At 63.7% G+C, this 26,344-nt stretch carries 27 protein-coding genes and 1 pseudogene; 10 read left to right on the top strand and 18 right to left on the bottom strand.

Annotated features, from left to right (window positions below):
- Positions 1-260, top strand: a pseudogene (locus ACE3PP_RS05605) (CoA ester lyase); the annotation flags it as partial.
- An 11-nt stretch (positions 261-271) separates the two neighbouring features.
- Here the strand turns inward: ACE3PP_RS05605 and ACE3PP_RS05600 are convergent.
- Positions 272-439 (bottom strand): hypothetical protein, encoded by a 168-nt coding sequence (locus tag ACE3PP_RS05600; protein WP_374378943.1) that lies wholly within the window; start codon positions 437-439, stop codon positions 272-274.
- 91 nt (positions 440-530) lie between these two features.
- Between ACE3PP_RS05600 and ACE3PP_RS05595 the strand changes: the two genes are divergently transcribed.
- From ACE3PP_RS05595 to arsN2, 7 genes are all read left to right on the top strand, one after another.
- Positions 531-1,304, top strand: a complete 774-nt coding sequence (locus tag ACE3PP_RS05595; protein WP_374378940.1) for a Crp/Fnr family transcriptional regulator — start codon at positions 531-533, stop codon at positions 1,302-1,304.
- Between the two features lie 6 nt (positions 1,305-1,310).
- Positions 1,311-2,636, top strand: a complete 1,326-nt coding sequence (locus tag ACE3PP_RS05590) for a hemolysin family protein (protein ID WP_374378937.1) — start codon at positions 1,311-1,313, stop codon at positions 2,634-2,636.
- 614 nt (positions 2,637-3,250) lie between these two features.
- A complete protein-coding gene (locus ACE3PP_RS05585; protein WP_374378934.1) occupies positions 3,251-3,664 on the top strand; it encodes an ArsR/SmtB family transcription factor in 414 nt (137 codons plus the stop codon).
- Positions 3,633-4,097 carry an ArsI/CadI family heavy metal resistance metalloenzyme gene (locus ACE3PP_RS05580; RefSeq protein ID WP_374378930.1) on the top strand — a complete coding sequence of 155 codons (465 nt, stop codon included), beginning with the start codon at positions 3,633-3,635 and terminating at the stop codon, positions 4,095-4,097. Before ACE3PP_RS05585 ends, ACE3PP_RS05580 begins: the two co-directional genes overlap by 32 nt.
- A gap of 9 nt (positions 4,098-4,106) precedes the next feature.
- A complete protein-coding gene (locus ACE3PP_RS05575) occupies positions 4,107-4,634 on the top strand; it encodes an arsenate reductase ArsC (protein ID WP_374378927.1) in 528 nt (175 codons plus the stop codon).
- 29 nt (positions 4,635-4,663) lie between these two features.
- Positions 4,664-5,701: an ACR3 family arsenite efflux transporter gene (arsB, locus tag ACE3PP_RS05570; RefSeq protein WP_374378924.1), complete on the top strand. Its 1,038-nt coding sequence runs from the start codon at positions 4,664-4,666 to the stop codon at positions 5,699-5,701.
- A complete protein-coding gene (gene arsN2, locus ACE3PP_RS05565; RefSeq protein WP_374378920.1) occupies positions 5,676-6,104 on the top strand; it encodes an arsenic resistance N-acetyltransferase ArsN2 in 429 nt (142 codons plus the stop codon). The genes arsB and arsN2 overlap by 26 nt, the downstream gene beginning before the upstream one ends.
- A gap of 171 nt (positions 6,105-6,275) precedes the next feature.
- On the opposite strand, the gene ACE3PP_RS05560 is transcribed toward arsN2, so the two are convergent.
- Positions 6,276-7,544, bottom strand: a complete 1,269-nt coding sequence (locus tag ACE3PP_RS05560; protein WP_374378917.1) for a M24 family metallopeptidase — start codon at positions 7,542-7,544, stop codon at positions 6,276-6,278.
- A gap of 193 nt (positions 7,545-7,737) precedes the next feature.
- Between ACE3PP_RS05560 and ACE3PP_RS05555 the strand changes: the two genes are divergently transcribed.
- On the top strand, positions 7,738-8,508 hold the full coding sequence (locus ACE3PP_RS05555; RefSeq protein WP_374378914.1) for a class II aldolase and adducin N-terminal domain-containing protein: 771 nt from the start codon (positions 7,738-7,740) through the stop codon (positions 8,506-8,508).
- A gap of 234 nt (positions 8,509-8,742) precedes the next feature.
- Here ACE3PP_RS05555 and ACE3PP_RS05550 read toward each other — a convergent pair whose 3' ends face one another.
- The 6 genes from ACE3PP_RS05550 to ACE3PP_RS05525 all read right to left on the bottom strand — a co-directional run bounded on the left by ACE3PP_RS05550 (position 8,743) and on the right by ACE3PP_RS05525 (position 14,975).
- Positions 8,743-10,371: an AMP-binding protein gene (locus ACE3PP_RS05550; protein ID WP_374378911.1), complete on the bottom strand. Its 1,629-nt coding sequence runs from the start codon at positions 10,369-10,371 to the stop codon at positions 8,743-8,745.
- A gap of 24 nt (positions 10,372-10,395) precedes the next feature.
- Positions 10,396-11,004, bottom strand: a complete 609-nt coding sequence (locus ACE3PP_RS05545; RefSeq protein ID WP_374378908.1) for a DUF1326 domain-containing protein — start codon at positions 11,002-11,004, stop codon at positions 10,396-10,398.
- Positions 11,005-11,034: 30 nt separating this feature from the next.
- Positions 11,035-11,799: a DUF2182 domain-containing protein gene (locus tag ACE3PP_RS05540; RefSeq protein ID WP_374378906.1), complete on the bottom strand. Its 765-nt coding sequence runs from the start codon at positions 11,797-11,799 to the stop codon at positions 11,035-11,037.
- A gap of 47 nt (positions 11,800-11,846) precedes the next feature.
- Positions 11,847-13,238: a sensor histidine kinase gene (locus ACE3PP_RS05535; protein ID WP_374378903.1), complete on the bottom strand. Its 1,392-nt coding sequence runs from the start codon at positions 13,236-13,238 to the stop codon at positions 11,847-11,849.
- Positions 13,239-13,255: 17 nt separating this feature from the next.
- Complete coding sequence (locus ACE3PP_RS05530; RefSeq protein ID WP_374378900.1) at positions 13,256-14,035, bottom strand: response regulator; 780 nt, start codon at positions 14,033-14,035, stop codon at positions 13,256-13,258.
- 169 nt (positions 14,036-14,204) lie between these two features.
- Positions 14,205-14,975, bottom strand: coding sequence for an EF-hand domain-containing protein (locus ACE3PP_RS05525; RefSeq protein ID WP_374378897.1), 771 nt, complete (start codon positions 14,973-14,975; stop codon positions 14,205-14,207).
- 636 nt (positions 14,976-15,611) lie between these two features.
- Here ACE3PP_RS05525 and ACE3PP_RS05520 point away from each other — a divergent pair.
- Complete coding sequence (locus ACE3PP_RS05520) at positions 15,612-15,857, top strand: ParB N-terminal domain-containing protein (protein WP_374378894.1); 246 nt, start codon at positions 15,612-15,614, stop codon at positions 15,855-15,857.
- 104 nt (positions 15,858-15,961) lie between these two features.
- On the opposite strand, the gene ACE3PP_RS05515 is transcribed toward ACE3PP_RS05520, so the two are convergent.
- The 10 genes from ACE3PP_RS05515 to ACE3PP_RS05470 form a co-directional block, all read right to left on the bottom strand.
- Positions 15,962-17,155 carry a benzoate/H(+) symporter BenE family transporter gene (locus tag ACE3PP_RS05515; RefSeq protein ID WP_374378891.1) on the bottom strand — a complete coding sequence of 398 codons (1,194 nt, stop codon included), beginning with the start codon at positions 17,153-17,155 and terminating at the stop codon, positions 15,962-15,964.
- Between the two features lie 76 nt (positions 17,156-17,231).
- Entirely contained in the window at positions 17,232-18,449 is a 1,218-nt protein-coding gene (locus ACE3PP_RS05510) for an NAD(P)/FAD-dependent oxidoreductase (RefSeq protein ID WP_374378888.1), read from the bottom strand.
- A 6-nt stretch (positions 18,450-18,455) separates the two neighbouring features.
- Positions 18,456-18,773: a 2Fe-2S iron-sulfur cluster-binding protein gene (locus ACE3PP_RS05505; RefSeq protein WP_374378886.1), complete on the bottom strand. Its 318-nt coding sequence runs from the start codon at positions 18,771-18,773 to the stop codon at positions 18,456-18,458.
- Positions 18,774-18,795: 22 nt separating this feature from the next.
- Positions 18,796-20,085: a hypothetical protein gene (locus tag ACE3PP_RS05500; protein ID WP_374378883.1), complete on the bottom strand. Its 1,290-nt coding sequence runs from the start codon at positions 20,083-20,085 to the stop codon at positions 18,796-18,798.
- A 34-nt stretch (positions 20,086-20,119) separates the two neighbouring features.
- A complete protein-coding gene (locus ACE3PP_RS05495) occupies positions 20,120-21,382 on the bottom strand; it encodes a cytochrome P450 (RefSeq protein WP_374378880.1) in 1,263 nt (420 codons plus the stop codon).
- A 56-nt stretch (positions 21,383-21,438) separates the two neighbouring features.
- A complete protein-coding gene (locus ACE3PP_RS05490) occupies positions 21,439-22,239 on the bottom strand; it encodes an acetoacetate decarboxylase family protein (protein WP_374378877.1) in 801 nt (266 codons plus the stop codon).
- Between the two features lie 17 nt (positions 22,240-22,256).
- Entirely contained in the window at positions 22,257-23,111 is an 855-nt protein-coding gene (locus tag ACE3PP_RS05485; RefSeq protein WP_374378874.1) for a fumarylacetoacetate hydrolase family protein, read from the bottom strand.
- Between the two features lie 36 nt (positions 23,112-23,147).
- Complete coding sequence (locus ACE3PP_RS05480) at positions 23,148-24,044, bottom strand: hypothetical protein (RefSeq protein WP_374378871.1); 897 nt, start codon at positions 24,042-24,044, stop codon at positions 23,148-23,150.
- The gene (locus tag ACE3PP_RS05475) at positions 24,044-25,501 is read right to left on the bottom strand and encodes an aldehyde dehydrogenase (protein ID WP_374378868.1); all 1,458 of its coding nucleotides are present in this window, start codon (positions 25,499-25,501) and stop codon (positions 24,044-24,046) included. The genes ACE3PP_RS05480 and ACE3PP_RS05475 overlap by 1 nt, the downstream gene beginning before the upstream one ends.
- 90 nt (positions 25,502-25,591) lie before the next feature.
- Positions 25,592-26,149, bottom strand: coding sequence for a MarR family winged helix-turn-helix transcriptional regulator (locus tag ACE3PP_RS05470; RefSeq protein WP_374378866.1), 558 nt, complete (start codon positions 26,147-26,149; stop codon positions 25,592-25,594).
- Positions 26,150-26,344 lie beyond the last annotated feature (195 nt).

Genomic DNA, 26,344 nt, shown 5'->3' with positions numbered 1-26,344 from the left:
TGGGCTTCGACGGCAAGACGCTGATCCACCCCAAGCAGGTCCCGGCCGCCAACGCATCCTTCGCGCCCAACCCGGCCGAGATCGAACAATCGAAGGCGATCGTCGCTGCCTGGGCCGAGGCACGTGCCGCCGGCAAGGGTATCTGCGTCCTCAACGGCAAGCTCATCGAGAAGCTGCATGTCGAGGATGCCGAACGCCTACTCGCCCTCCATGCCGCGATCCTGGATCGCGGCGAAGGGACCGCGTCGGCTGCCGCTTAATCCTTGGCGGGTTAATCCTTGCCGCCGTTACGGCGGTCGTTGCAGCCGACCTGCATCAAGCGGTCGACCTGGGCATAGGCACCAGGATCGTAAGTGCGGGTTCCGGTGCAGGCCGAGGCGCCCGCGCCGATCAGCATCAGCACCGACAGCGTTTTGATATACTTGGCAAATGTCGTCATTTCTTATTCCTCCGAGCAAGCTCGGCAAGGATCCGATCATCGGCTCCCGACCGGCGATGCCCTTAACCTGGGAATTCCTTTCGGCTAGGTTGTGAACCCGTTCACACAAGGTCGCCCCGAGGAGGCCGCCATCACCGCATCCGACGCACCGACGCTGAGCGCCTTGCCGGCGCGCGCGCAGCTTCTGGCCAAGAGCTTCCTGTTCCGGGGCCTGGAGCCGAGCCTGCTCGAGCGCGTCGCGCGCCTGTCGCAGCCGCGGCGCCTCGCTGTCGGCGAGACCTTGTTCTGGGAAGATGAGCCGGCGGATGCGCTCTATGGCGTCGCCAAGGGCCTGATCCGCATCTGGGTGCATGGGCCGGACGGGCGCGAGCTGACGCTCAATTTGATGGAGAGCGGCGACTTCTTCGGCGAGATCGCGTTGCTCGACGGGTTGCCGCGCACGGCGAGCGCCAGCGCACTGGCCGACACCGAGATGCTGAGCGTGCCGCGCGCGGCCTTCCTCGATCTGATGAAGAGCGAACCGAAACTGGCGCTCCACATCATCGAGCTGCTGTGCGAGCGGCTGCGGCACAATACCGACCGCATCCGCGACGCGGCGTTCCTCGATCTGGGCACGCGTCTTGCGAAGACGCTGGAAGCGCTGGCCCTGGGGCACGGTACCGAAAGCGAGGATGGCGTTCTCATCACCGCCAAACTCAATCAAAGCGAATTGGCCCAGCTCCTCGGCGTCACGCGCGAGGCGGTCAACAAGCAACTGAAGCAATTCACCGATGCCGGCCTCATCCTTGTGAAGGGTGGGCGCATCACCGTGCGCGATAGCGACAAGCTCACCGCGCGCGGCAGGTCCACCGAAGAAAGTACATAAGAAGAAATGACCGAAATACCGGCTGCAGATACGAATGTCTGGTTCGAGATCGCCATCGTACTGCTTCTCATCCTGCTCAACGGTTTCTTCGCCATGTCGGAACTGGCCATCGTGTCGGCCCGGCGCGCGCGGCTGAAGCCCTTGGCCGACGACGGCCATCGCGGCGCCAGACAAGCGCTGGAATTGGCCGACGATCCGACGCAGTTCCTGTCGACCGTGCAGATCGGCATCACCCTGGTCGGCATCGTCGCCGGTGCCTATTCGGGTGCCACGCTGTCGGCGCCCTTGGCTGCCGTTCTCGACGATTGGCCCCTCGTCGCCCCCTATGCCTATCCGGCGGCCGTCACCATCGTGGTCGCCAGCATCACCTATCTGTCGCTGGTGGCGGGCGAACTGGTGCCCAAGCGCATCGCCATGAACCATGCGGAATCGATCGCCATGCGGGTGAGCCCCATCATGGCCGTTATTGCCAAGGTGGGCGCACCGCTGGTCTTTATCTTGCGCGTTTCGACCAATGCGCTGCTGACACTGATCGGCCTTGGCGGCGACCGCGAGCAATCGGTGACGGAAGAGGAAGTGAAGTCGATGGTCGCCGAAGGGGCCCAGAGCGGCGTCTTCGAAGAGGAAGAGCGGCACATGATCGACCGCGTCCTGCACCTCGCTGACTACAACATCCGATCGATCATGACGCCGCGCCCCGACATCGACTGGATCGACGCCGACGATCCGATCGAGAGCATCAGCGCGCAGATCCGCGAGAGCAAGCATACGCGGCTTCTGCTATGCCAGGGTTCGGTCGATGAAGTGCTGGGCGTCGTCCATACCAAGGACCTGCTGCATCAGGTGACGGGTGGCGAGAAGCTCGACCTTACCGCCGTCGTGAAGCCGGCCATGACGCTGCATGAATCGACCACCATCCTGCGGCTCCTCGAACTGTTCCGAAAATCGCCGAGCCACATGGCCGTCGTGCTCGACGAATATGGCAGCGTCGAGGGCATCGTCACGCAATCCGACATCTTCACCGTCATTGCCGGCGAGATGGTGGAAGAAGAGGAAAAGGATGAATCGATCGCCCAGCGCGCCAACGGCTCGTGGCTGATCGACGGCCGCACGCGCTTGATCGACGTCGAGCGGCGCCTCGACACGAGCGGCTTCATCCACAATGACTATGCCACCATCGCCGGCCTCGTCCTCCATCGCCTGGGCCGCGTGCCGAAGGTGGGCGAGAGCGTCGATTTCAACGGCTTCCGCATCGAGGTGATGGATCTCGACGGGCGGCGCATCGACAAGGTGCTGGTCGAACGGCTGCCGGAAGCGGAAGACAGCGACTGAGCAACGGGGCCGATCAGACCGGCAATCACTCGGGGAGTACGCGTTAGGGGGGCGGCTCCGGGAAAAGGCGGCCACCCAATCGCCTTCTTTCGCGTGGGATATCCTGCCACACGCGCAGAGGATCGCCTGTCCCATCCGGGGCACCAAAGACATGGCGCCAACCTGGGCGATCCTGGGAACGGGCGCGCACGGCCCGTTACGGGGAACCGCCCGTGTCGACAAGGCGGCCGCTCGGTTGCGCATTCCCGGCAGCAACGCGGGAGATGCCTTCTCCGTCGGCATCCGAACGGTCCGTCTTACTTTTCCCAGCGCGGCTGCTTGGGGGTCCCGATCCTGACCCGGACCGGCACCGAACCCCGAGTGATTGCCACCCTTTTTCGCCAGCGTCCGTCCCGCGTCCGGGTGGGGTTGGCAAATCAGGTGGGTCTAGCTTGTATAGTACGTTATTCCTAGAGCATTGTCAAGAACATTATAGGAACTTCTGCGTGCCGCTCGGCTTGCGCCGGCGGGGTGGGGGTGGGCGGCTTGTCATTTCGACATTCATCAAAATGTCCATTGACTCGGCCGTGCCGGCTCTGATATTTCGACAATCATCGAAATGACGAGGTGCCGGGATGGCGACCGCGACCGTAAACGAGGCGCAGAAGATCGTCGGGGGCTTGGGGGCGCTTGCCCATGAGCATCGGTTGGCGGCCTACCGGCTGCTGGTCGAAAGAGGGCCGGAAGGTCTGCCGGCCGGAGCGCTTGCCGAACGAATGGCGATGCCGCCATCGTCGCTGACGTTCCATTTGCAGCAATTGCTGCAGGCGGGCCTCGTCACGCAGCGGCGGCTGGGGCGGCAGATCATCTATGCCGCCGATTTTTCCGCCATGAACCAGCTTGTCGCCTACCTCACCGAGAATTGCTGCGGCGGGCAGGTTTGTGCCCCCGTATGCGATCCCGCCCAGATCTGCGATCCGGCATCCAAAGATACCTCAGCCACAGGAGAGACACGACATGAAGCGCCTGCACGTCAACGTTGCCGTTGAAAATCTCGACCAAGCGATCCGCTTCTATTCGACCCTGTTCGCCACCAAGCCCAGCGTCGAGAAGTCTGATTATGCGAAGTGGATGCTGGACGATCCGCGCGTCAATTTCGCGATCACCGCGCGCGGCCGGGCGACCGGTCTCGACCATCTCGGCATCCAGGTCGAGAGCGAGGCGGAACTCAGCGAGGTCTATGACCGCCTGTCGCGCGCCGACGCGCCGGTGGTCGACCAGGGCAATGTCACCTGCTGCTATGCCAAATCGACCAAGAGCTGGATCACCGATCCCGCCGGCATTTCCTGGGAGACGTTCCTGACCCACGGCGATGCGACCCAATATGGCGGCGATGGCGACGGGATGCCGGTGGCGGCCGATGCAAAGAGCGCCTGCTGCGGCGAGAAGCCGGAGAAGCCCGCTTTTTCCTGCTGTTCCTGAGGCAATACCATGACCGGCAAGACCTATAACGTCCTGTTCCTGTGCACCGGCAATTCGGCGCGGTCGATCCTGGCGGAGAGTCTGCTCCGCCAGCTCGGCGCCGGCCGCTTCAACGCCTTCTCCGCTGGGAGCCTGCCGAAGGGGCAAGTGCATCCGCTGGCGCTGAAAGTGTTGAAAGACGCCGGCTGTCCGGCGGAAGGATTCCGCTCGAAGAGCTGGGATGAGTTCGCAGTCGACAGTGCGCCGCAGATGGATTTCATCTTCACCGTCTGCGACAACGCGGCCGGTGAAGTGTGCCCCGTCTGGCCCGGCCAGCCGATGAGTGCGCATTGGGGTATCGAGGATCCGGCCGCTGTCACAGGGACGACGCTGGAGCAGGAGAAGGCCTTCGTGACGGCACTCCGCTTCATGAAGAACCGGATCGCGGCCTTCACGGCGCTGCCGATTGCAAGCCTCGACCGGCTGTCGCTGAAGGCGAAACTCGCCGAGATCGGGGCCGGCGAAGGCGCCACCAACAAGCGGCCGGACGTCGCATAAAAAGATCAACGAGGGACGATCGTCGGATCATGGGACTCTTTGAACGGTACCTCACCCTGTGGGTCATACTGTGCATCGGCGCCGGCATCCTGCTCGGTTATCTGATGCCGGGCCTTTTCAGCCTGATCGCGGCGGCGGAAATGGCCAAGGTCAATCTGCCGGTCGCCATCCTCATCTGGGCGATGATCGTGCCGATGCTGCTGAAGATCGACTTCGGAGCGCTGGGCGGCGTCAAGGAACATTGGCGCGGTGTTGGCGTCACCTTGTTCGTCAATTGGGCGGTGAAGCCCTTTTCGATGGCGCTGCTGGGGACGTTCTTTCTGGGGAGCCTGTTTGCGCCGCTGCTCGATGCGGCGCAGATCCCATCCTATATCGCCGGGCTGATCCTGCTCGCCGCCGCGCCTTGCACGGCGATGGTCTTCGTCTGGTCGAACCTGGTCGATGGCGAGCCGCACTTCACGCTGAGCCAGGTGGCGCTCAACGATCTCATCATGGTCGTGGCCTTCGCGCCGATCGTGGCCCTCCTCCTCGGCGTTGCCTCGATCAGCATCCCGTGGGAGACCCTGCTGCTGTCGGTCGTGCTCTACATCGTCATTCCGGTGATTGCCGCGCAGGTCTGGCGCAAGGCGCTCCTCGCCTCAGGCGGGTTGGAGAAATGCCTTGCCGCCCTGCGCCCCGTTTCGCTCGGCGCCCTGCTCCTCACCCTGGTGCTGCTGTTCGGCTTCCAGGGTGGCGAGATCGTGGCAGAGCCGCTGACCATCGCACTCATCGCTGTGCCGATCCTGATCCAGGTCTATTTCAACGCGGGGATCGCCTATCTCCTCAACCGGCGCCTGGGTGTCGCTTGGTGCGTCGCGGGGCCGGCGGCGCTCATCGGCGCCAGCAACTTCTTCGAGCTGGCCGTCGCCGCCGCCATCAGCCTTTTCGGCTTGAACTCCGGCGCCGCCCTTGCCACCGTGGTCGGCGTGCTGGTCGAGGTGCCCGTGATGCTGTCGGTGGTCAGGATCGTCCGCGCCAGCAAGGGCTGGTATGAGGAAGGCGATGCTGTCACTCGTTCCGCTTCGTGATCTGACACCGCTCGGTGCGGCCCTCACCGCCGAGGGCCTGCCGGTGGACGATCTGGCGCAACCCGGCCGCCGCTTCTTCGAGGCGGTCGATGCTCACGGCACGCGCATCGGGTTCGGCGGGTTGGAGGGTGCGGGCCAGGACCAGTTGCTGCGCTCGCTTGTCATCGACAAGGCAGCACGCGGCAAGGGATTGGGACGCGCACTGGTCGCGGCGATGAACGATGCGGCGCGTGACAGCGGCGCGGAGCGGCTGTGGCTCCTCACCATCGATGCCGCCGATTATTTCCGTGGGCTCGGTTTTGCAGATGCGGAGCGCGCGATGGCACCGGCTGTGGTGACGGAATCGCTGCAATTCACCACGCTGTGTCCGGGCAGCGCAAAATTGCTGATGAAGAGGGTTTGAGGAAGGGCGGATCTGTTCCGACTTACCCCCTCCCCGACCCTCCCCCTCAAGGGGGGAGGGGGGTTCGACCGAGTAGCCACAGCATTCTCGTTCCAATCCTCTCCCCCCTTGAGGGGGAGAGTTAGAGAGGGGGGTGTCGGCACAATCCGACAGGGTGGGGGTCGTGCCGCCCTACATTTCTTCCCAGGGAAATGAATCGAGCCGCTCGGCACCGGTCTTGGTGATGACCACCTGGGTCTCCAGCTTCACACATTCGCCCTTGCCTTCTTCGCCGATGAGGCTTTCGACACAGACGGTCATGTTTTCCTGGAACGTGCCGCGATAGGCGGCCTGCCAATCGGGGTGCAGCGGGATCGACGGATATTCGTCGGCCATGCCGACACCATGCAGCGCCACGGAATAGCGGCAGCCGACATATTTGTCCGGAATGCGCCAGGATTTGGCGTTAAATTCGTCGAAGCTCAAGCCCGCCTGCAGCAGGGCCAGATTGTGTTCGATCTGCTCGCGCGCCGCCAAGTAAAGGTCGCGCTGGTGCGGGTTCATCTTGGTGTGGCCGATGGTCCAGGAACGCGAGAGGTCGGCGCAATAACCATAGGGACCGATCATATCGGTGTCGAAGCCCAGCATGTCGCCGAGATCCGCGACATGGTCCGAGCATTCCTGGAACCAGGGATTGGTCCGCCGCCCAACGGTGAGAAGGCGCGTTTCCAGCCATTCGCCGCCCGAGCGGATGTTTTCGTAATGGAGCTCAGCCCAGATTTCCTGTTCGGTCTTGCCCGGCAGCGAATGATCATAGAGGCGCGCCATGCCGGCCTCGCAGACGCGGACCGTCCAGCGCATGAGGTCGAGCTCTTCCCGGCTTTTGACCGAGCGGGCGATTTCCGTCAGTGCCTGACCCTCGACGACAGTCACCCCGCGCTTGCGCAGCGCGTCGACGCCGGGCGGGTCGAGCTTGTCGATAGCAAGACGCATGTTGCCGCCATTGCGTTCCTTGAGGATCAAGACCAGCTCGTCGGCCCAGGCCTCGACGCGCTCCGCCAAGCGGTCGGCAGTGTACATGTAGAACCAGGCATTGCCGGGTCGGACTTCATTGACCGTTTCGAACCCGTCGGCCAAATGCTCGGCGCCGCGATAGGCGAATTCGATGGCATGGCCATCGGCAAAGACCAGCGCATAGTGAAAGGGATTGTGCGTCGCCCAGAGCTGCATGTTGGAAAGGTCGAGGGCGTAGCGGATGTTGATCGGGTCGTAGAGGAGGATCGCCGCGCAATCGGCCTTTGCCACCGCGTCCACCAGCCGCTGCTTGCGATATCCGCGCGCCTTGACCAGGGTCGCCTTCGGGAGCGGGCTTTTGAGCGGCCGGTCGGCCCCGTCCGGATTGAGATAGGCCGCCTTGCGCGCATCCTTGAAAACGGAAACCGGAACCTGATCCGCCGACATGTCTTTCCCCATGAAGACTGTTTCGCTGGTCGGGGACTGTAGCGCTGCCGGGCCACCGCCCGGGATGCCAAAAGTGCATAGGTCGATATCGGTCATGAATATGACCGAATTTGACCGGTCCCCCGTCCCTGCCCCATAGTAGTGTCAGACAATTGGATTTTGAGCCCTTTTTGCCAATCTGATGGAGCAGACGATGTCGTCTTCGGTCACCCGCATTCCCGTGAAGGCCCGCCTCGACAATTCGCATTACGAGGAGCGCTGCCAGCTGGCGGCGGCCTTCCGTTGGACGGCCGAGCTCAACATGCATGAAGGTGTCGCCAACCATTTCAGCCTCGCCGTCTCGGACGATGGCAGCCAGTTCCTGGTCAATCCCTGCGGCAAGCATTTCAGCCGCATCAAAGCCTCCGACCTGCTGCTGCTCGACGCCAACGATCCCACCACGATGGACCAGCCCAATGCGCCGGATCCCACCGCCTGGGCGATCCACGGTGCCATTCACCGCAATGCGCCGAAGGCGCGCTGCGTGCTCCATGTCCACTCGAAATACGCGCTGGCCCTGGCCTGCCTCAAGGACCCCAGCATGCCGCCCATCGACCAGAACACGATGCGCTTCTACAACCGCATCTCGTTCGACATGGGCTTTGACGGGATGGGCCTTGGCGACGAGGCCGAACGTCTGTCGAAATGCCTGGGGCAGAACAAGGTGATGGTGATGGGCAATCACGGCGTGCTGACCGCCGCCGAGAGTGTGGCCGAGGCCTTCGACCTCCTCTATTACTTCGAGCGTGCGGCCGAGACCCTGATCACCGCCTATTCGACGGGGCGCGAACTCAACATCGCGACGGCGGAAGTCGCCGAGAAGACGGCGCGCCAGTGGGAGGACTATCCCTCCAGCCTCACCGATGCGCATCTCTCGGAGATCCGCGCCATCCTCGACGTGAAGCAGCCGGATTACGCCGAATAAGATTTCGGCCCCGCCGGAAACGCGAAATGCCCGGGCTTGGTCCCGGGCATTTTTCGTTTGGGGTTCGCGGCGTCACCGCTTACCCCCTCTCCCCCACCCTCCCCCACCCTCCCCCACGTTGAGGGGAGGGAGTCCGGCCGAGTGCGCAAGCGCGATTGCGTTCAAACTCGATGACGTCCCCTCCCCCTACGTGGGGGAGGGTCAGGGAGAGGTGGCCTTGCCCCAACGACTCTCTCAAATCCCCTTCGCCTGTTCGCGCAGGAGGAACTTCTGGATCTTGCCGGTCGAGGTCTTGGGGAGATCGCCGAACACGATCTTCTTCGGCGTCTTGAAGCCGGCCAGCGCCTCGCGGCAGAAGGCGATGAGTTCGGCCTCCGTCACCTGAGCCCCGGGCTTCAATTCGACGAAGGCGCACGGCACCTCGCCCCATTTCGGGTCGGGCTTGGCGACCACGGCGGCGTTGGCGACGGCCGCATGCTTGTAAAGCCGGCTTTCGATCTCGATCGAGGAGACGTTCTCACCGCCTGAGATGATGACGTCCTTCAAGCGGTCCTTCACTTCGACATAGCCGTTGGCGTGGCGCACGGCGATGTCGCCGGAGCGGAAGAAGCCGTTCTTGAAAGCCTTCTCGGTCGCGGCCGCGTCCTTGTGATAACCCTTCATCACTGTATTGCCGCGAATGAGAATCTCGCCCATCGCGGCGCCATCGGCGGGCGGGGCGGCGCCGGTTTCGGGATCGACCAGTTCCAGCGCCTCGGTGATCGGGAAACGCACACCCTGGCGCGCTTTCATCTCGGCCTGCTCAGCGAAGGGGAGCGCGTCCCATTCCTCCTGCCAGGCGCAATGCACCGTATGACCATAGGTCTCGGTGAGGCCGTAGACCTGCATCACCTCGAAGCCCAAGGCCGCCATACCGGCGAGGACCGCCGAGGGCGGCGGGGCGCCGGCGGTCATGACCTGGACCTTCGACGGCAGCGGCTTGCGATCGGCCTCGGCCGCATTGACCAGCATGCCGAGAACGACGGGGGCGCCACCCAGATGCGAGATCTTGTGTTCGGCAATGAGATCGAAGATCGCCTTCGCTGAAATATAGCGGCACATCACCGCCGTGCCGCCGACGATGGCGAGCATCCAGGCATGACCCCAGCCGTTACAATGGAACATCGGCACGGTGTAGAGATAGGTCGGATGCGCCGGCACGTTCCAGCCGGCGACGGTGCCGAGGCTCATGAGGTACGCGCCGCGGTGATGATAGAGGACGCCCTTCGGGCGCCCGCTGGTGCCTGACGTGTAATTGAGGGAGAGGCTCTGCCACTCATCCTCCGGCAGGCGCCAGAGAAAATCGGGATCGCCCGCGGCCAGGAACTCCTCATAGGTCCTGGTGCCGAGCCGGTCGGCGGGCTCCTGCCCACCTTTGGCCTGGGTGTCGACGATATCGATGACGAGCGGCTTTTCGCCCGTCATGCGCGCCAGTGCCTCGCGCATCACGGGGGCGAATTCGGTATCGGTCAGAAGGACCTTGGCGCCGCCATGATCCAGGATATAGGCGATGGTGTCGGGATCGAGGCGCGTGTTGATGGTGTTGAGGATGCCACCCGAGAGCGGTACGCCGAAATGCGCCTCGAAAATCTCCGGCGTGTTGGCGGCCATCATGGCGACGACGACGTTGCGCCCGACACCGTGGCCGGCCAGCGCCGAGGCAAGGCGTCGTGCGCGGGTGCGGATGTCGGACCAGGTGTAACGGCGCGATCCGTAGATGACGGCCGGCCAGCCGGGATAGACGTCAGCCGCGCGCGCCAAATGCGAGAGCGGCGAGAGGGCAACGAAATTGGCGGCATTGGGGGCGAGATAGGCTTCGTCCATAGCGATGCCTCCCACGACCCGCGATCAAGGCCCGCGCCAGTTGATTTCGCAGATCTCGGCCGACCGCCCGTCGAAATCCCAGACCCGGCCGAAGGCGCGCACACGGCCCTGATTGGCCTTGGCGACAGTGATGTCCGGCCCCATCCAATATTCGGTGTTGGTGACGACGAGATGCTTGCCCGGCTCCTTGCCGGGGACGGGCTCGACCTCGCCGATGATCTTTTTCGGCACGACGAGGCGACGCTTTTCACCCTCGCGCTCGAAGCTCACCGGCGCCCGCTCAGCGCCAAGGAAGGTGCTGACCAGGATCGAGAAGAGACCGGTGGTGCCGCGCGCCTTGCCGCTGAAGATTTCGACCAGCTTGGCGTAGGCATCGTCCGAGGCGCGCTCGTCGATATAGGCAGCGGCGGTCCAATTGCCACGCGCCATCTGCCCCGGAATGTCGAGCAGCAGCGCCACGTTGAGGCCGGAGAGATCAGTATCGCCCTTATAGCCGGTATCGATGCGGATGCCGGCCCAGCCCTGGCAATTGCCCTCGGTCGGCGGATGCTTGCCGAGCGAGATGACGCACGGACAGAAGATCGTGCAGGAGCAGTTGAGGATCAGCTCGCCCCTGATTGCCCATTTTTCCATATCGAACCAACCCTCCCCGACGTGATCTTTTTATGGCTGACCGGCGAACCAGATGCCGCCCCCGTAAAAGAAGGCGGCCGCCACCAGGGCCAATCCCAAGGGTATTGTGACAAAGCGTCCGGGGCCAGCAAGTTTTTCGAGCGCCATGAGAATCATGCCGAGCAGCATGAAACCCACATTCATGAGCCCGCCGATGAGGGAAAGCGACATCAGCGCCCAGCAACAGCCCAGGCAATCCATCCCATGCCGCGCACCCATGCGAACCGCACCGCGATAGCCGTCGCGCCAATGCGCCATGAAAAAAGTCATCGGATGCCGGCAGCGGATGAGGCAGGCATTCTTCCAACGGCTGAACTGGTAGAGGCCCGCCATCAGCAATAGGAGTGCGGCAAGATAGGGTTGCCCGGCAGCCGGAAGCCTGCCGACCAGCGGCAGCCGGGCAAGAAGCAATTGGGCAAGCGAGGCAAGGGCCGCAAAGCCCAGCCAGACGAGGCTGTAGCCGAGGATGAAAAGCCAAAAGCGCATGAGCGGCGACCCGTCCCGCCCCTGCACCAGGATCGCATAGCGCTGCAACGTCGGCAGCGAGGTGGGCAGCATCATGCCGAGCGCCATCAGCGCCCAGGCCGGAAAGAGGCTGGCCGGTGTCAGCGTGCCGACAGGCGCCAGGCAGCGGGCGAGCAGGCCATCGCCAGCTTCGCCGCCGATGAGAATGAGCGCACCCCAGGCGCCGAGAAGGCCGAGATAGAAAAGGCACCAGGCGGCAAGCTGCCAGCGCGGCGATGAGATCGAGAGCACCTGCATGGGCCGGAGGTAAGCATAAAAGCGGCGCGTGATGCCAGAATTTAGACGGCGATCGCCCCCGGCAAGGTGAGGCGGACGCGAAGCCCGCCGCTTGGTGCCTGGTCAAGCGTCACATCGCCGCCATGCGCGCGCAGGATTTGCCGCGCGATGGCAAGGCCCAGGCCGACGCCGCCCCCTGGCCCGTGCACGTCGCTGGCGCGCGCCGGATCGAGGCGGAAGAAGGGCTCGAAGACGCGCTCGCGCATCGCTTCCGGGATGCCGGGGCCTTGGTCCGACACCAGAATGACGATGCCTGAGGATTGGCATTCGAGCGACACGCGGGCGCTGCCGCCATGCTTGACCGCATTGTCGACGACATTGCCGATGGCGCGGGTGAGCGCCATCGGCGCCCCATCGATGGTCAGATGATCCGGGCCAGTGTAGGTGATGTCGGCACCGGCATCGGCCGCTTCGTCACAAACTGTGGCAATGAGGGCGGCGAGGTCGAGCTTCTGCCGCGCTTCGCCCGCCACATCGTCGCGAGCAAAGGCAAGGGTCGCCCCCAGCATCCGCTCCATGAGGTCGAGATCGGCCAGCATGCGCGTGCGCTCCGGCCCGGACGGCAAACGCTCCGCCCGGAGCTTGAGGCGCGAGAGCGGCGTGCGCAGATCGTGCGAGATCGCCGCCAGCACGCGCGTGCGATCCTCGACGAAGCGCAGCAGGCGTTCCTGCATGCGGGCAAAAGCGCGGGTGAGCCCCCGCGTCTCGCGCGGGCCGGCTTCCGGTGGAAGCTGCGTCGACATGTTGGCGCCGAGCGCATCGGCGGCGGCGGCCAACCGCCCAAGCGTCGCCGTGATACCGCGCGCCGCGAGGTATGAGATGACGATGATGATGCCGAGCGTCCAGGCCCAGGGCAGCCAGGATGGAAACGGCGGCGGCGGCAGCAGGCGCGCAAGCGGCATCGCCGCCTTCAGCCAGGAGCCGTCCTCAAGGCGCAGCCACAGCACCAGTGGTTCGCGCGGGTCAAAGCGGTGCGGCCAGAGCGGTGGCCCCGGTGGGGGCGGCGCCATGCGCGTCTCGACAATGACCTGATCGATATGCGGCGCAAGAGCTGTCAGGAGATGTTCGCCGAACCGCTCGAAAGGTGGGGCCGCCCGCACCGGATAAAGAGGTGCGAAATGGGAAACCAACGAGACCGAGATATCCGGCGCGATCGAGACCTCCTGGGTGTCGTGCGCTGCAGGATCGGCGAGCGCCCTTTCAATGACCGGCCGCAGGAGGTCGCCGAGCCGCGACGCATCATGATGCGGCCACCAGCCGGCATGATCGGCCAGAAACAGCAGATATCCGAAGGATTGTGTGAGCAGCATCGCCCCCGCCATGACAAGCGCGATGCGGGTGGCGATGCGGTCGGGCCGAAGATGCGTTGGCCAAAGATATGCGGGCCAATTCATGCGCCGCCGGTTCGCCATTATTCTTCCAGGGTGACGGTGGGCGCGAAGAGATAGCCGCCGCTGCGCACGGTCTTGATCAAGCGCGGCGCCCGGGGATTGCGTTCGATCTTGCGGCGAATGCGGCTGACCAGTATATCGACGCTGCGATCCTGTCCGTCGCCACCGCGATGCCGCGTGAGTTCGACCAGATGTTCGCGGCTGAGGATGGTTTGCGGATGTTCGGCGAAGGCGAGCAGCAAATCGATCTCGCCTGAGGTGAGCGTCACCAGGACGCCTTCCGGCGAATGCACCTCGCGCCGTGCCGCATCGACGCGCCAGCCTTCGAAGCAATAGGTGCGCCCCTGGCTTTTGCGCGCCGGCAGCGCCTGTTCCACCGGGAGCATCCGCCGCGACCGGCGCAGAACGGCGCGGGTACGGGCGATGAGTTCACCGGATTCGAAGGGCTTGGCAATGTAATCGTCGGCGCCGGTATCGAGACCGGCAATCTTGTGCGGGCCGCGCCCAAGGGCGCTGACCATGATGACCGGCACGTCCGAGGCTGCCCGGATGCGGCGGCAAAGGGAAAGCCCGTCCTCGTCGGGCAGCATCAGATCGAGAATGACGAGGTCCGGCTTGGCAGCCTCGAAGAGGCGCAGCATGGTGGCACCGTCGGGAGCGAGCGAGACGCGAAAGCCGTTCTCGCCGAAGAGCCTCCCGAGCAGCAGGCGGTGATCGCGGTCATCATCGACGATGAGGAGATGCGGCAATTGCGGCGCGGGCGCGTGGGCGATGGGCGGATTTGCCGGCATGGCGAGCATGGGGATGCATGACCTCAAGGGAAGGCAGGTTGAAGACATTTCTTGTCACGATCCGGCGGCGGATGCCAGAGCGCGGGAGATTCCCGGAACAAGGCGACGAGCCCCGCTGCCGGCCGGACAGCGGGACCCCATCGGACGGCAAAGGCTGCCGGCCGACGTGCCGAGAGGATCAGGCCGAGGCCGAATAGGTCTGGCTGACCGATCCTTCCTGCAGCTTGCGGAAACTGGCCAGGATGCTGGCCAGATCGTCCTTGTTGACGGCCGACGACGAGCTGCTGTTGAGGCTGGCTTGCAGCATCTCGAGCAGCGTGTCGGTTTCGTCATCGTCTTCCTCGGACGCAGCGGAAGCACCGCCGCCACCGCCGCCCGGACCGCCCGGACCACCGGGGCCACCTGGACCACCACTGGGTGGCGGGCCGGACGGCCGGTTGTTCTTGAAGCCGGTGTCCAGTTCGTCAGAGGTGAGCGAACCGTCGCCATCGGTGTCGAAGGAGGCGAACATCTCCTTCAACTCGCTTTCGCTTGGACCCCGACCATCCTGCGGCGCGCCGGCGATGAATTCGGATTCATCGACGCCGCCATCCGAGTTGCTGTCGAGCTTGGCGAACATTTCCTCCGGCGAGGGTGGCTGGGGCCTCGCGGCCTCCTGCTCGCTGATCAGCGTCGCGCGCATCTCGTGGCTGAGTTTCTGGAAACCCGTTCCCAACTCATCCTGCGAGAGCGAACCATCGCTGTTGCTGTCGAAGGTGTCGAACAGCTGCGACGCAAGCGATTGCTTCGACGAGCTGGTGGCACTGTCGCTGGCCCCCGCCCCTTGAAGAAACTCGCTCTTGTCGACGCCGCCGTCGGCATTGGCATCCAGCTTCGCGAAAAACTGTTGCCGCATCTGGCTCAGCGCGGCCGAACTTGGTCCCGCTGTGCCATAGTTGCTTGAGATCATGGAGTGACTCCTCCGTTGAAGTTACGGCTGTCACCCTTCGGCCCATTGGAACGTCGGCCGATAGGTCGAAAAGTACATCCGCGGGACTTCGGTCGCAGGAAACATGCCATAACTATTTCAATATGTTAGCAGTGATTTTCCGGCGTTTCAGACACATTGTGACACAATCGGCGATAAGGGTTTGGCGACGCTCGACTCTTCGCACCGGGGACGCATCGCCGCAGCTGAGGCATCGCGTTGCGATTTGTGTCGATCTGTTTCCGGGCGGCCCCGGAGAATTGCGCCGACATGATCGGCTGTAGCCTCCTTCTGCCCCGCACCACCCGCAGGCAATCTCCAAAAGGCACCGTTGATACCCAATGCCGGGGTTCATTGAACGCATCAGCTGGCATTTCCAGGCGCTGGAAAAACGGGAATGCCAGCAACCCCAGAGAACTGCATTGTCAAAGTCGACATATGGCGACCGATCCTTCGCTGGCGCAAATGCGTCCCGGCATCGCGTCCATTCATGCCAGCGGGCCGGAGCGGGGCCCGAGCGAGCATCGCTGGGATTCATGACGTTTTGTTTCCAGTCCAGCTAGCGATATGGTGCCGGTAGCCCCTCGGGGTAGAACGAGCCAAGGGAGCGCAACAGGAATGAGACCCGTCAAGGTCAAGATCGCCGATATTTATGTGCCCACTGCCCTGCGCGTGCCGATCGATGCAGCCAAGGTCGAAGAACTGGCGCTGAGCATCGCCGAGCAGGGGCAGCAAGTGCCGATCCTGGTCAGGGCCGACAAAGCGCGCTTCGTGCTGGTCAGCGGACTGCACCGCGTTGAGGCCTGCAAGGCGCTGGGCGAGACGACCGTCATCGCCAACCTAGTCCAGGCCCGCAAACACTAGTTTCGCCGTGGCGCCGATCAACGCCTCGGCGTCTCACCGACCGAAGGCACCCAAGAAAAAAGGGGTATTGCGCAGGTATGCCATGTCACGGCACCTGTCGGGTATCACGAAGGCTTGCCCTGACGCCAGCGTGTGAGGGCGTGCACCGCACCGCCCGCGAGCAACCCCCAAAAAGCACCGCTGATGCCGAAGAAGCTGAGGCCGGAGGCGGTGACGATGAAGGTGATGATCGCAGCCTCGCGCTCTTTTGCCTCTGCAACGGCGCCGAGGAGTGCTGCACCAAGGGCGCCGAGCAAGGCAAGACCGGCCACGGCCTGAATGAGGATCGGCGGTGCTGCGCTGATGAAGGCAGTGGCGGCACCCGCGAGAAGGCCGAAGAGCACGTAGAAAGCACCGCTGACGATAGCCGCCCAATAGCGCCGCGCGGGATCGGGATGCGCGTCCGGCCCGGCGCAGAGGGCCGCCGTGATGGCGGCCAGGTTGACGGCATGACCACCGAAGGGTGCGCTGAGCAGGCTGAAAATGCCGGTCACGCTGAAGAGTGGTCCCGGGTCGGGGCGATAGCCGTTGACGTTCAAGACGGCGATGCCGGGGATATTCTGCGAGGCCATCGTGACGATGAAGAGCGGCAAGGCGATACCGATCATCGCGGCCAGCGAGAAGTGCGGCATGATCAGGATCGGCTGCGGCCACAGGGCGTTCATATCGAGATGACTGACATCGACGGTCGCGGCAATGATGCCGACGGTGACGAGCACGGCGGCGGGCACGGCCAGGAGCCGTTTCCATTTGGCGACGAGCGCCCAGGTCAGCACGATGGCAAGGCCATAGACGGGCTCCTGTCCCACGGCCTTCACGGGCGCGAGGCAGAGGCCGAGCAGCACGCCCGCCAGCATTGCATTGGCGAGCGGCGCCGGGATGGCGGCAACAGCGCGGCCGAGCGGCTTCCACAGGCCGGCGATCACGATGAGGAGGCCGGAAACCAGAAAGGCGCCGACCGATGTGGCAAAGCCACCCGCCGGTGCCGCCGTCGCGGCAAGGAGTGCCGCACCCGGCGTCGACCAGGCGATGCTGATCGGCTGGCGCTTTTGCCAGGAAAGAAGGATGCCACAAAGACCCATCGCGATGGAGAGCGCCATGAGGCCCGACGCCGCTTCGGCCTGGCTGGCGCCGACGGCGGTCAAACCCTGGATGATGACGGCGAAGGAGGAGGCAAAGCCGACGAAGGCTGCGAGAAGTCCCGCCGAGAAGGTCTCGATCGAGGGGCCGTGGGGGGTGCTGACCTGTCGTTGATCCATCGCTTGCGTCGCCTGGCAATTGTCGCGCCGGCGACAATGCCGCAGATCGTGCGGGCCCGTAAAGGGTGGTGCGAACTCAGGCGAAGATCGTCTTGAGGTCGGATTCGGGATCGGCAAGCACGGCCGGGTCGGCATTCTTGCCGGCTTCGATCGCCTTCTTGCCGAGCGCGTAGGCAAGCGCCTCGTTCATAGCATCGACGGCGATGAGGCGGCCTTGCCGGAAATACCAGACCGATTGCGTGCCGGGCCGCTTGCCCGGGCGCAGTACCGTGGAATCATAGCCGCGATTAAGGCCGGCGATCTGCAGTTTGATGTCGAACTGGTCGGACCAGAACCAGGGCTTGGGGTCGTAATCCTGGGTAGCGCCCAGAATGGCCGCCGCCACATGTTCGGCCTGGTCGATGGCATTCTGCACGGATTCGAGGCGCGTGCGCTCGCCCCGCCAGGGAAAGTTCGCGCAATCGCCTGCGGCATAGACGTGCGGATCGCTGGTGCGGCCATGCCCATCGACCAGGATGCCCGCTTCGACGGCTAGCCCCGCCGCCTTGGCAAGATCGTCATTAGGCAGGATGCCGATGCCGACAATGGCGAGGTCGGCAGGCAGGAACGAGCCGTCGCTCAATTCGGCACCGGAGAGCTTCCCGCCCTCGCCCACCAGCTTGGCCAGACCCGTCTTTTCGCGGATGGTGACGCCGCGCGCCTGATGGAGGGCGCGGAAATAGTCCGAGGTCGGCGCCGCGGCCACGCGCTGCAGGATACGGTCCGCCATTTCGATGACCGTGACGGAAAGTCCCTTTTGCGCCGCGACCGCCGCCGCCTCGAGCCCGATATAGCCGCCGCCGATGACCAGGAGCTTTGCCCCGGCCCTGAGCGACGGCGCGATGGCATCGGCATCGGCCAAATCGCGCACCGTGTAGACGCCGGCGAGATCGCCACCGATCGCGGCCGGGAGGCGGCGCGGTCTCGAACCCGTCGTCAGCACCAGGTCGCGATAGTTGAGACGCGATCCGTCGCCGAATTCGACTTCATGCGCCGCCGGGTGGATCGCCGCCGCCCGCGTACCCAGGCGCAGTTCGACCTTTTCCTCGTCATACCAGGAGAGCGGACGCACGAAGAGGCGTTCCAGCGCCAATTCGCCGGAGACATATTTCTTCGACAAAGGCGGGCGCTGATAGGGCGCCGCCTTCTCTTCACCGATGATGACGATCCGCCCGTCGAACCCGAGCGCACGGAGTTTCGCGGCACAGGAGGCGCTGGCCTGGCCGGCGCCGACGATGACGATGGGATCGCTCATGGGTGATTAGATCTGCGGGACGCGCAGGACGATGCCGTCCAGTTCCTCGCTCGCCACGATCTGGCAGGAGAGGCGGCTGGTATCCTTGCGCTCGGCCGTGGTGATCTCGAGCATGTCGTTTTCCATCTCGCCCGGCTTGCCGGTCTTGGCCGCCCAGGCCGGGTCGACATAGACGTGACAGGTGGCACAGGACAGGCAGCCGCCGCATTCCCCGATGACATTGGGGACATTGTTGGCAACGGCCGCCTCCATCAGATTGTGACCGATGGCGACCTGGGCGCTGATTTCGCGCCCATCCGCCAGGATCCAGGTGACTTTGGGCATTTGGCTTGTCCCCACTCGCTGCCTAGATGAAGTTGATATAATAGTCGCGCAAGGCGTCGCCTTCGAGACCCGCCACGCGTTCGACCTCGTGACGCTTGACGAAGACGTGGTTGTCGATGAGACCCTGCCCGACGGCAGCGGAAAGTGCCTTGTCCGCCTCCAGCGCGTCAAGGGCGCCGCTCAGGGTCTCGGCGACACCGTCCTTGGCGTCATGGGTTTCCAGGCAGTCGGCCGTTTCAGCCGGCACCAGGGGGTAATTGTTGACGAAGCCGAGGCGCGCCGCCTGCAGGATCGTCGCCACCATCGTGTAGGGGTTGGCCGCACCGTCGGCCATACGGTGCTCGATGCGGGATTTGACCCCGCCCTCGGCCGAGAGGCGCGTGGTGACGCCGCGATGATCGACACCCCAATTGCACCAGAAACCGGACAGGCTCGCAGGCTTCAGGCGCTGATAGGAATTCACACTCGGGGCGATCAATCCGGCCATGCCGGCATGATGCTTCATGAGGCCGGCAATGCAACCGCGCGTCAGCGCCGGCATTTGTTCCGGAACCGTCGCGTCGCCGATGGCATTCTTGCCGTCCTTGTCGGCAAAGCTGAAATTCACATGCACGCCGTTGCCGGCAAGATTGAGGATCGGCTTGGGCATGAAGGTCAGCAGGATGCCGTGCTGCCAGGCCATTTCCCGCGCCAGCAGCTTGAACAGGAAGATGTCGTCGACCGCCTTCAGCGCCTCGTCATAGGTGAGGGTGAATTCGAACTGCGGCGAATCATATTCCGAGGTGAAGCAATCGATGCGGAAGCCGGCGGCGGTCGCCTTTTCCCAGATGCGGTCGGTGAAGCCCACCGGATCGGTGAAGGGGCCGGTCGAATAGACGAAGGCGCCGGGCGTGTCATATGGGACCCATTTCCCCTCGGCATTGCGGGCGAAGGCATAGGCTTCAAGCTCGATCCCCACCTTGGGGCTGTAACCCAGCGCCTTCCATTCGGCGATAGCGCGTTTGAGGGCGCCGCGACCGCATAATGCCAAGGGCGTGCCGTCATTGTCGTACTGGTCGGCGATGACGACCTTGGTGCCGGGTTCCCAGCCTTCGCGGATATCGGCCGCCTTGTAGACGGCGTCGTAGTCGGGGAGGCCTTCCAGCATCTTCGATCCTGGCGCAGGGATGAGATCCTTGGCATAGCTCACCGCATAGATACCGATGCAGAAGCGCGAGGAACTGTCGACCATCTTGGCCGCCGGCAGGTACTTGCCGCGGGCGAGATTGAGGTGATCGCAGAAGAGAAGTCGCAGCCGTTCGCCGCTCGCCATGATGAAGTCTCCCAGACCTTGAATGCGTTATATCTCAGTTTGCCTTGATGCTGACCGGCAGGCGCTTGATGCCGCCGATGAAGTTCGAGCGCAGGAATTCGTGGGTGCCCGTCTGTTCGATCGATTGGACGCGCTTGACCAGTTCCTGCAGCAGGATACGCACTTCTAGCCGCGCTAGCCACATGCCGAGGCAGACATGGGGACCGCCCTGGCCAAAGGCGACGTGCCGGTTGGGTGTCCTCAGAAGGTCGAGCTCGAACGGATTGTTGAACACCTCGTCATCGCGGTTGGCCGAGATGAACCACATGACCACCTTGTCACCCGCCTTCACCTGCTTTCCGTGCAGTTCGAAATCCCGCGTCGCCGTGCGGCGGAAATGCATGGTAGGCGAAGCCCAGCGGATGAACTCGTCGGGCGCCGTCTCCCATACATTGTTGTCGCCGGCCTTCAGTTGCTCCATCAGCTGCGGGCGTTGGCACAAAGCGAAGAGAGAGGCTGCGATGGAATAACGCGTCGTGTCGTTCCCGGCCGCGACCAGCAGGCAGAAGAAATTGCGGAATTCCGTCTCGCTGATGACATTGCCGTGGGCGTCAGGCTGCAGGATGAGGTGCAGAACACCATTGGTATCGCCCTTGGCCTGCTTATCGCGCATCAGCTTCTTGGCGTATTCGTAAAGCTCGGCGCCGGCCGGCGAGCGGAACGGCATCAGGCGGTAGGCGTCGGTATCGGCCTTGTCGAGCACCAGATCGGTGAATTCGGGGTCGGTATTGGCGATGAGCTGATCGCCCTTCTCCACCAACCAATCGAGATCCTCATCCGGTGTGCCCAGAATCTGGCCCAGCATGCGCATCGGCAGCTGGCGCGCGATATCCTTCGTGGCATCGAACGACCCACGGGCCAACACGTCATCCAGGATCGTGTCGCAAATGGTCCTGATCTGTTGGTCGAATTGCGCGACGACCGGCTTCGAGAAGGCCTTCGCCACCAGCACGCGGGTGCGGGAATGTTCGGGCGGATCGGTTTCCTGAAAGGTGCGGCGCGCCAGATACTCCTCATAGGTCTGGTCTTCCATGCGGATGCCCTGCGCGGAACTCAGCAACTCGAAATTCTTGTTGAGATCCATGATGTCCGCGTGACGGGTGATCGACCAGAAACCCTTGCCGCCCTGCATCTCGCTCCAGGACATCGGGTCCTCGCGCCGCAAGCGCGCGAAGGTGTTGTGCGGAGCGCCGTCGAGGAAAGCATCGTGGCTGGAGAGATCGGCGTGGCCGTTATCGGTCGGGGCGAAGATCGTCATGACTGAACCTAACGTTGCGATGGCTGCGATGAATGTTCCGCTTCAGGCTTTGGCTGTCAGGTCCCGACCCGGGGCACCAGCGATTTGCCGCCGTTCCAGACGACGCCGATCTGCCGGTAATAGCCGCCAATGATTTCCTTGGGCTTCAGATGCGCCAATTCCTCGGTCGGTGAGTCGAAGAGCGCGAAATGGTCGACCGAGGCGGCGAAGGGTTGGCCGCCTTCGAACTTGGCACCGGTCGATTCGATGAGCTCGGCATGGGCATCGCCCTTGCCGTCGATGGCCGGAAGCCAGCGGTGATGGGCCATCGGATGACCGTTGACGAAGCCGTTCTTCTCGGCCGGACCTTTGAGCGTGATGATGGTTTCGGCCAGGCGCCGGTCGGCCGCAGCCAAGGTCGCGCCGAACGTGCCACCGGCCGCCACCTGCGGGGCCGGTGCGAAGGGATGCGGACGCGTCATGTGGATCGAGCCGAACTTCTTCGGATAGCCCTGGTGAATACCGCGCAGCAGCGCGAAATCCTTGTCGACCCAGATATAAATGCAGCGCGAATAGGTGCGGCCTTCGAAGGCGCAGCGCACGACGGCGAAGGCCTCCTTATATTGGGCGCGCACGGGATCGAGCATTTCGTCCTTGGAGGATCCGCAGGATTGCCAGTCGGCCCAGATGAGGGCCACCGCACCCGGATCTTCCGGCGCCAGGGTCAATGGCGCCGGAAGAATGTCGGCGATGAGCTTGGGATCGGTGCGGTATTCGACGGTGAGGAGATCGCCGGCATAGTGCCAGGGCGGCGACGGCAGCAGGCTCGATTGGCCAGTCACCGAGCGTGGATAGAAGAAGCCTTTGAGTTCGGTCATTTCTTCCCCCTCTCCTCTCAGGCGCCCGGCTTTTTGGGCGCGCGGATACCGCGGAATTCCCAATCGCCGCCAAGCGCCGTCGAAAGCACTTCTTCGGATTCGGTCGGCTGGGCGCCAAGCTCGGTGCGGATCTCCGCCGGGCCTTCGACGACACGGTTGGAGAGACGGCCCAACCCTTCCACTTCGACCTCGACCAGATCGCCAGGCTGGACCGGGCGCGAATTGGCGGGCGTCCCGGAGAGCAGCACGTCGCCCGGTTCCAGCGTGATGTTCCGAGCGATGTCGGCCACCAGATAGTGCATGTCCCAGGTCATCTCGGCCGTGTTACCGTCCTGGACGACCTTGCCGTTGACATAGGTGCGTAAGAATTTGTTGTGAAAATCCCAGCCGGTGACGAAGCCCGGCCCCAGCGGGCAGAGCGTGTCGCTGCCCTTGACGCGCAGCATGGAGCCCGCATCGGTGTCGCGGAAATCGTGCAGGCCGAAATCGTTGGCGACAGTATAACCGGCGATATAGGCGCCGGCCTCAGCCTGGGAGATGTTGCGGGCGCGCTTGCCGATGACGATCGCGACCTCACCTTCGTAATTCAGCCATTTGCAGCCTTTGGGCCGCACGATGTCGCCCCAATGCGAGTTGAGCGACGAGGTGGGCTTCTGGAAATAAGTGGGCGTCGCCGACAGCTTGATCTGGAATTCGTGCACGCGGCTCACATGATTGAGATGCACGGCGATGATCTTGCCCGGCTGCACCGGCGGCAGATGGATGGCGTCCTTGATGGTGACACGGCGGCCGTCGCGCGCCACCAGCTCTTCGCCCTGGCGCTCGGTCTCGACGACAGCGCCGCCCAGCAGAATGCGTCTGTATTCGGTCAATTGTTCCTCCCTGAAGCGGTTCTTATCGGTTCATTCTTATTCCGCTGCCTGCTGCCGGCGGGTCCAGCCATCGGGCGGCCGGTCGAACCAGATATGCACCTGACCGGTGCCGATCGAGTTTTCGTAGTCGCTGAAGAGCCGGCCGGGGGCCGCGAGGTTCTCCTCGCCGAGCGCCGCCGCCATCATCAGGTAGTGGCCGAAATTGGCTTCCGGCTTGAATTTCAGGAATTCCGGCATCGAGCGGATGACGTCGGCATGGTTGCCGGCCTTGAACCAGTCGATGCGCTTCAGATCGGCTGCCGAATGTTCCGAGCTGAAAATATGCTCGACACCCGCCGCCTCGTGACCGCGCAGCTTCTGCAGCGGCCAGAATTTGTGGCTCATGGCCCCGGATGCCAGCAGCAGCACCTTGCGGTCGCTCTCGGCAATCGCTTCACCGAGCGCCCGGCCGACACGCAGGAAATCCTCGCTCTCGCCGGTCTGGGCGCAGCTGACGGACAGCCAGGATTCGTTCGACTTCTGCAAGTATGAGGCGACGTTGACGGTCGCATATTGGATGGGGAGATAGGGATCGGCGATCGGCGTGATCCAGGTGCCGTGCTTCGACGCCTTGCTGGCGACCAGCTCGGCAAAGGCCGGATCGCCGGGAAGATCGTAAGGGACCTGGCTCATGCCGCGCGGCAGTTCGTCCGAGGTATAGCGACCGGCCCGGCGTGCCGATGAGGTGATGACGAATTCGACCGTGGTGAACCAATGCGAGTCAAGCACGACCACCGTGTCGTAGCTCAGCTGGTCGAGGACCTCGCGCTTCAGGCGGCGGAAGCCTTCGACGACGGAGAAGTCCTTGCCCTCGTTGAGTTCGAAGCGGATCTTCTCCGGCAGCATGATGGTGGGTACATGGGCGACAAGCCCGCAACCGACGACTTCACCCATTATTTCCTCCAACCCTGCGGCGCGAATACGCTGTTCTTGACGTCGCAATAGAAATCGAACGACCAGGTGCCACCTTCGCGGCCGATACCGGACTTGCCGTTGCCACCAAAGGCCTGCCGGAGATCGCGCACGAAGAAGCAATTGTTCCAGACGAGGCCGGCATTCACCTCACGCGTCACGCGCTCGGCGCGGTCGGGATCGCCCGTCATGACCACGGCGGCGAGCCCATATTCGGTGTCGTTCGCCATCGCAATCGCCTCAGCCTCATTCTTGAAGGATTGCATGCAAAGAACGGGACCGAAGACCTCGTCGCGCAGTATCTCCGCATTCGGTGCCGGATCGGCAAACAGAGTCGGGCGGAAATAGAGGCCGCCGAGATCGCCGTTGGGTCCACCGCCGATGACCGGCTTCATGCCGGCCGCCTTGGCGCGTTCGACGAAACCGCTGACGCGCTCGAAATGCGGACGGCTGATCTGCGGGCCGATATCGCTCGCCTCGTCGCGCGGATCGCCCTGGCGGATGGATTTCGCCTTCTCGACGAAGGCTTCCTGGAATTTGGCTCGGATGCTCTCCTCGACCAGAATGCGCGACCCGGCAAGGCAGACCTGGCCGGCATTGTCGTACTGGCCGATCGCCGTGTTGAGGGCCAAGTCGAAGTCGCTGTCGGCAAAGACGATGAAGGGTGACTTGCCGCCGAGTTCGAAGGAAAGCGGCACCAGATTGGGGGCAGCGGCGGCGGCGATGGTGCGCGCCGTCGGTACCGAGCCGGTGAAACTGAGACGCCGCACCTTCGGGTGGCGCGAAAGGGCAGCCCCCGCCTCGCGACCCAATCCTTGCACGACGTTGAAGACACCGGCGGGAAGCCCTGCTTCCGCCGTGATATCGGCCAGGAGCGAGGCGGTCAGCGGCGCCCATTCGGGCGGCTTGTAGACGACGGTGCAACCGGCCGCGAGCGCCGGGGCGATGCGCCAAGTGCCCAGCATCAAGGGTGCGTTCCACGGCGTGATGATGCCGGCAACGCCGCTCGGATCATAGGAAATATGGTTGCGATGGCCGCGCACGTCGAAATCGGGATGATCGAGTTGCAACAGCCAATCGGCAAAGAAGCGGAAGTTCATGGCGACGCGCGGCATCACCCCGCGACGATGCGAGCGCAGGAGCGAGCCATTGTCGCGCGTTTCGACGACGGCCAGCTGCTCGACGCGCGCTTCGACAATGTCGGCAATCTTGTGAAGATAGGCCGCACGTTCTGCGGGGCTGGTGCGGCGCCAAGTCTGGAAGGCCTTATGCGCGGCATCGACCGCAGCACCTATTTCAGTCTCGCCACCCGCCGCAACCTCTGCGATCGGCTGCTCGTCGATGGGCGATATGCTCTTGAATGTGCTGGCGGAACCGACCCGCGCGCCATTGATCCAATGGCGGCCATCGACCTCGACACCCTCGACCAGCGACTTCATCGGCGGCGGCTCCTGCAAAAATCGTTCGACGTCGAATAATTATGCGAAGCGTTCTTACCGAGTCAAGCGTCGGCCGCGACCGATCGTCGCTTATTCTTCGTCGGCGATCCCGTCGAGCTCGACGATGGTGGCAAGGATGAGGCGAATGGCTTCGGTCGCCGCCTGAATTTGCTTTGGGCTCAACCGCTCGACGATGCGCGTTTCCTCAGCGTTGAATTTCGGGAACAGGCCCGCGATGAGTTCGGCACCGCTGGCGGTCAGGTTGACGATGACCAGCCGGCGCTCCAGCTCATTGGTGCGGCGACGCACCAGCTTGCGTGCTTCCAGCATGTTGAGGATCGAGGAAAGCGTGCTCTTGGCAACGCCCGCCTCGGTCGCGAGTCGTCGCGTTTCCAGCTCGCCATAGATCCAGAGGCACCACAAGGTAACGAAGGCTGACCAATGTAAATCGGCATCTTTCAGGATCGCACGTTCGAAATGATCGCGGATGAATCCGGAGGCGCGGTGGATGTTGGAGACCAGCGCCATGGATTCGAGATTGACGCGCAGGCCCGCGACGCGCTTCTCGCCCAGCACTTCGGCGAGCGGCTTCGACTGCGGCCGCCCCGCTGCTTTGCGCGCTGCAGCAGCGGCAGTCGGCTGTTTCATTTGAGGATCGGCGGCTCCCTTCGCGGGTGCGGCAGCACGGGCTGGCAGTCGTCGGTCTTTGCTCAAGCGGTAACTCCGATCAGTCGGTCAGGATTGTGGCGACGTCGCGCCACCTTATAGCACCCTCCAACGGCCGGCTTAAGTCTGCAATCGCGCAAGATCGCCGCGCGACAATTTTGTCTCTTGCTCCCTTGC

The sequence above is a fragment of the Dongia sp. genome, assembly GCF_041910485.1.
Lineage (GTDB): Bacteria > Pseudomonadota > Alphaproteobacteria > Dongiales > Dongiaceae > Dongia.
The sequence above is the reverse complement of the archived record's forward strand: the minus strand, read 5'-3'. Positions and strand labels throughout refer to the sequence as shown.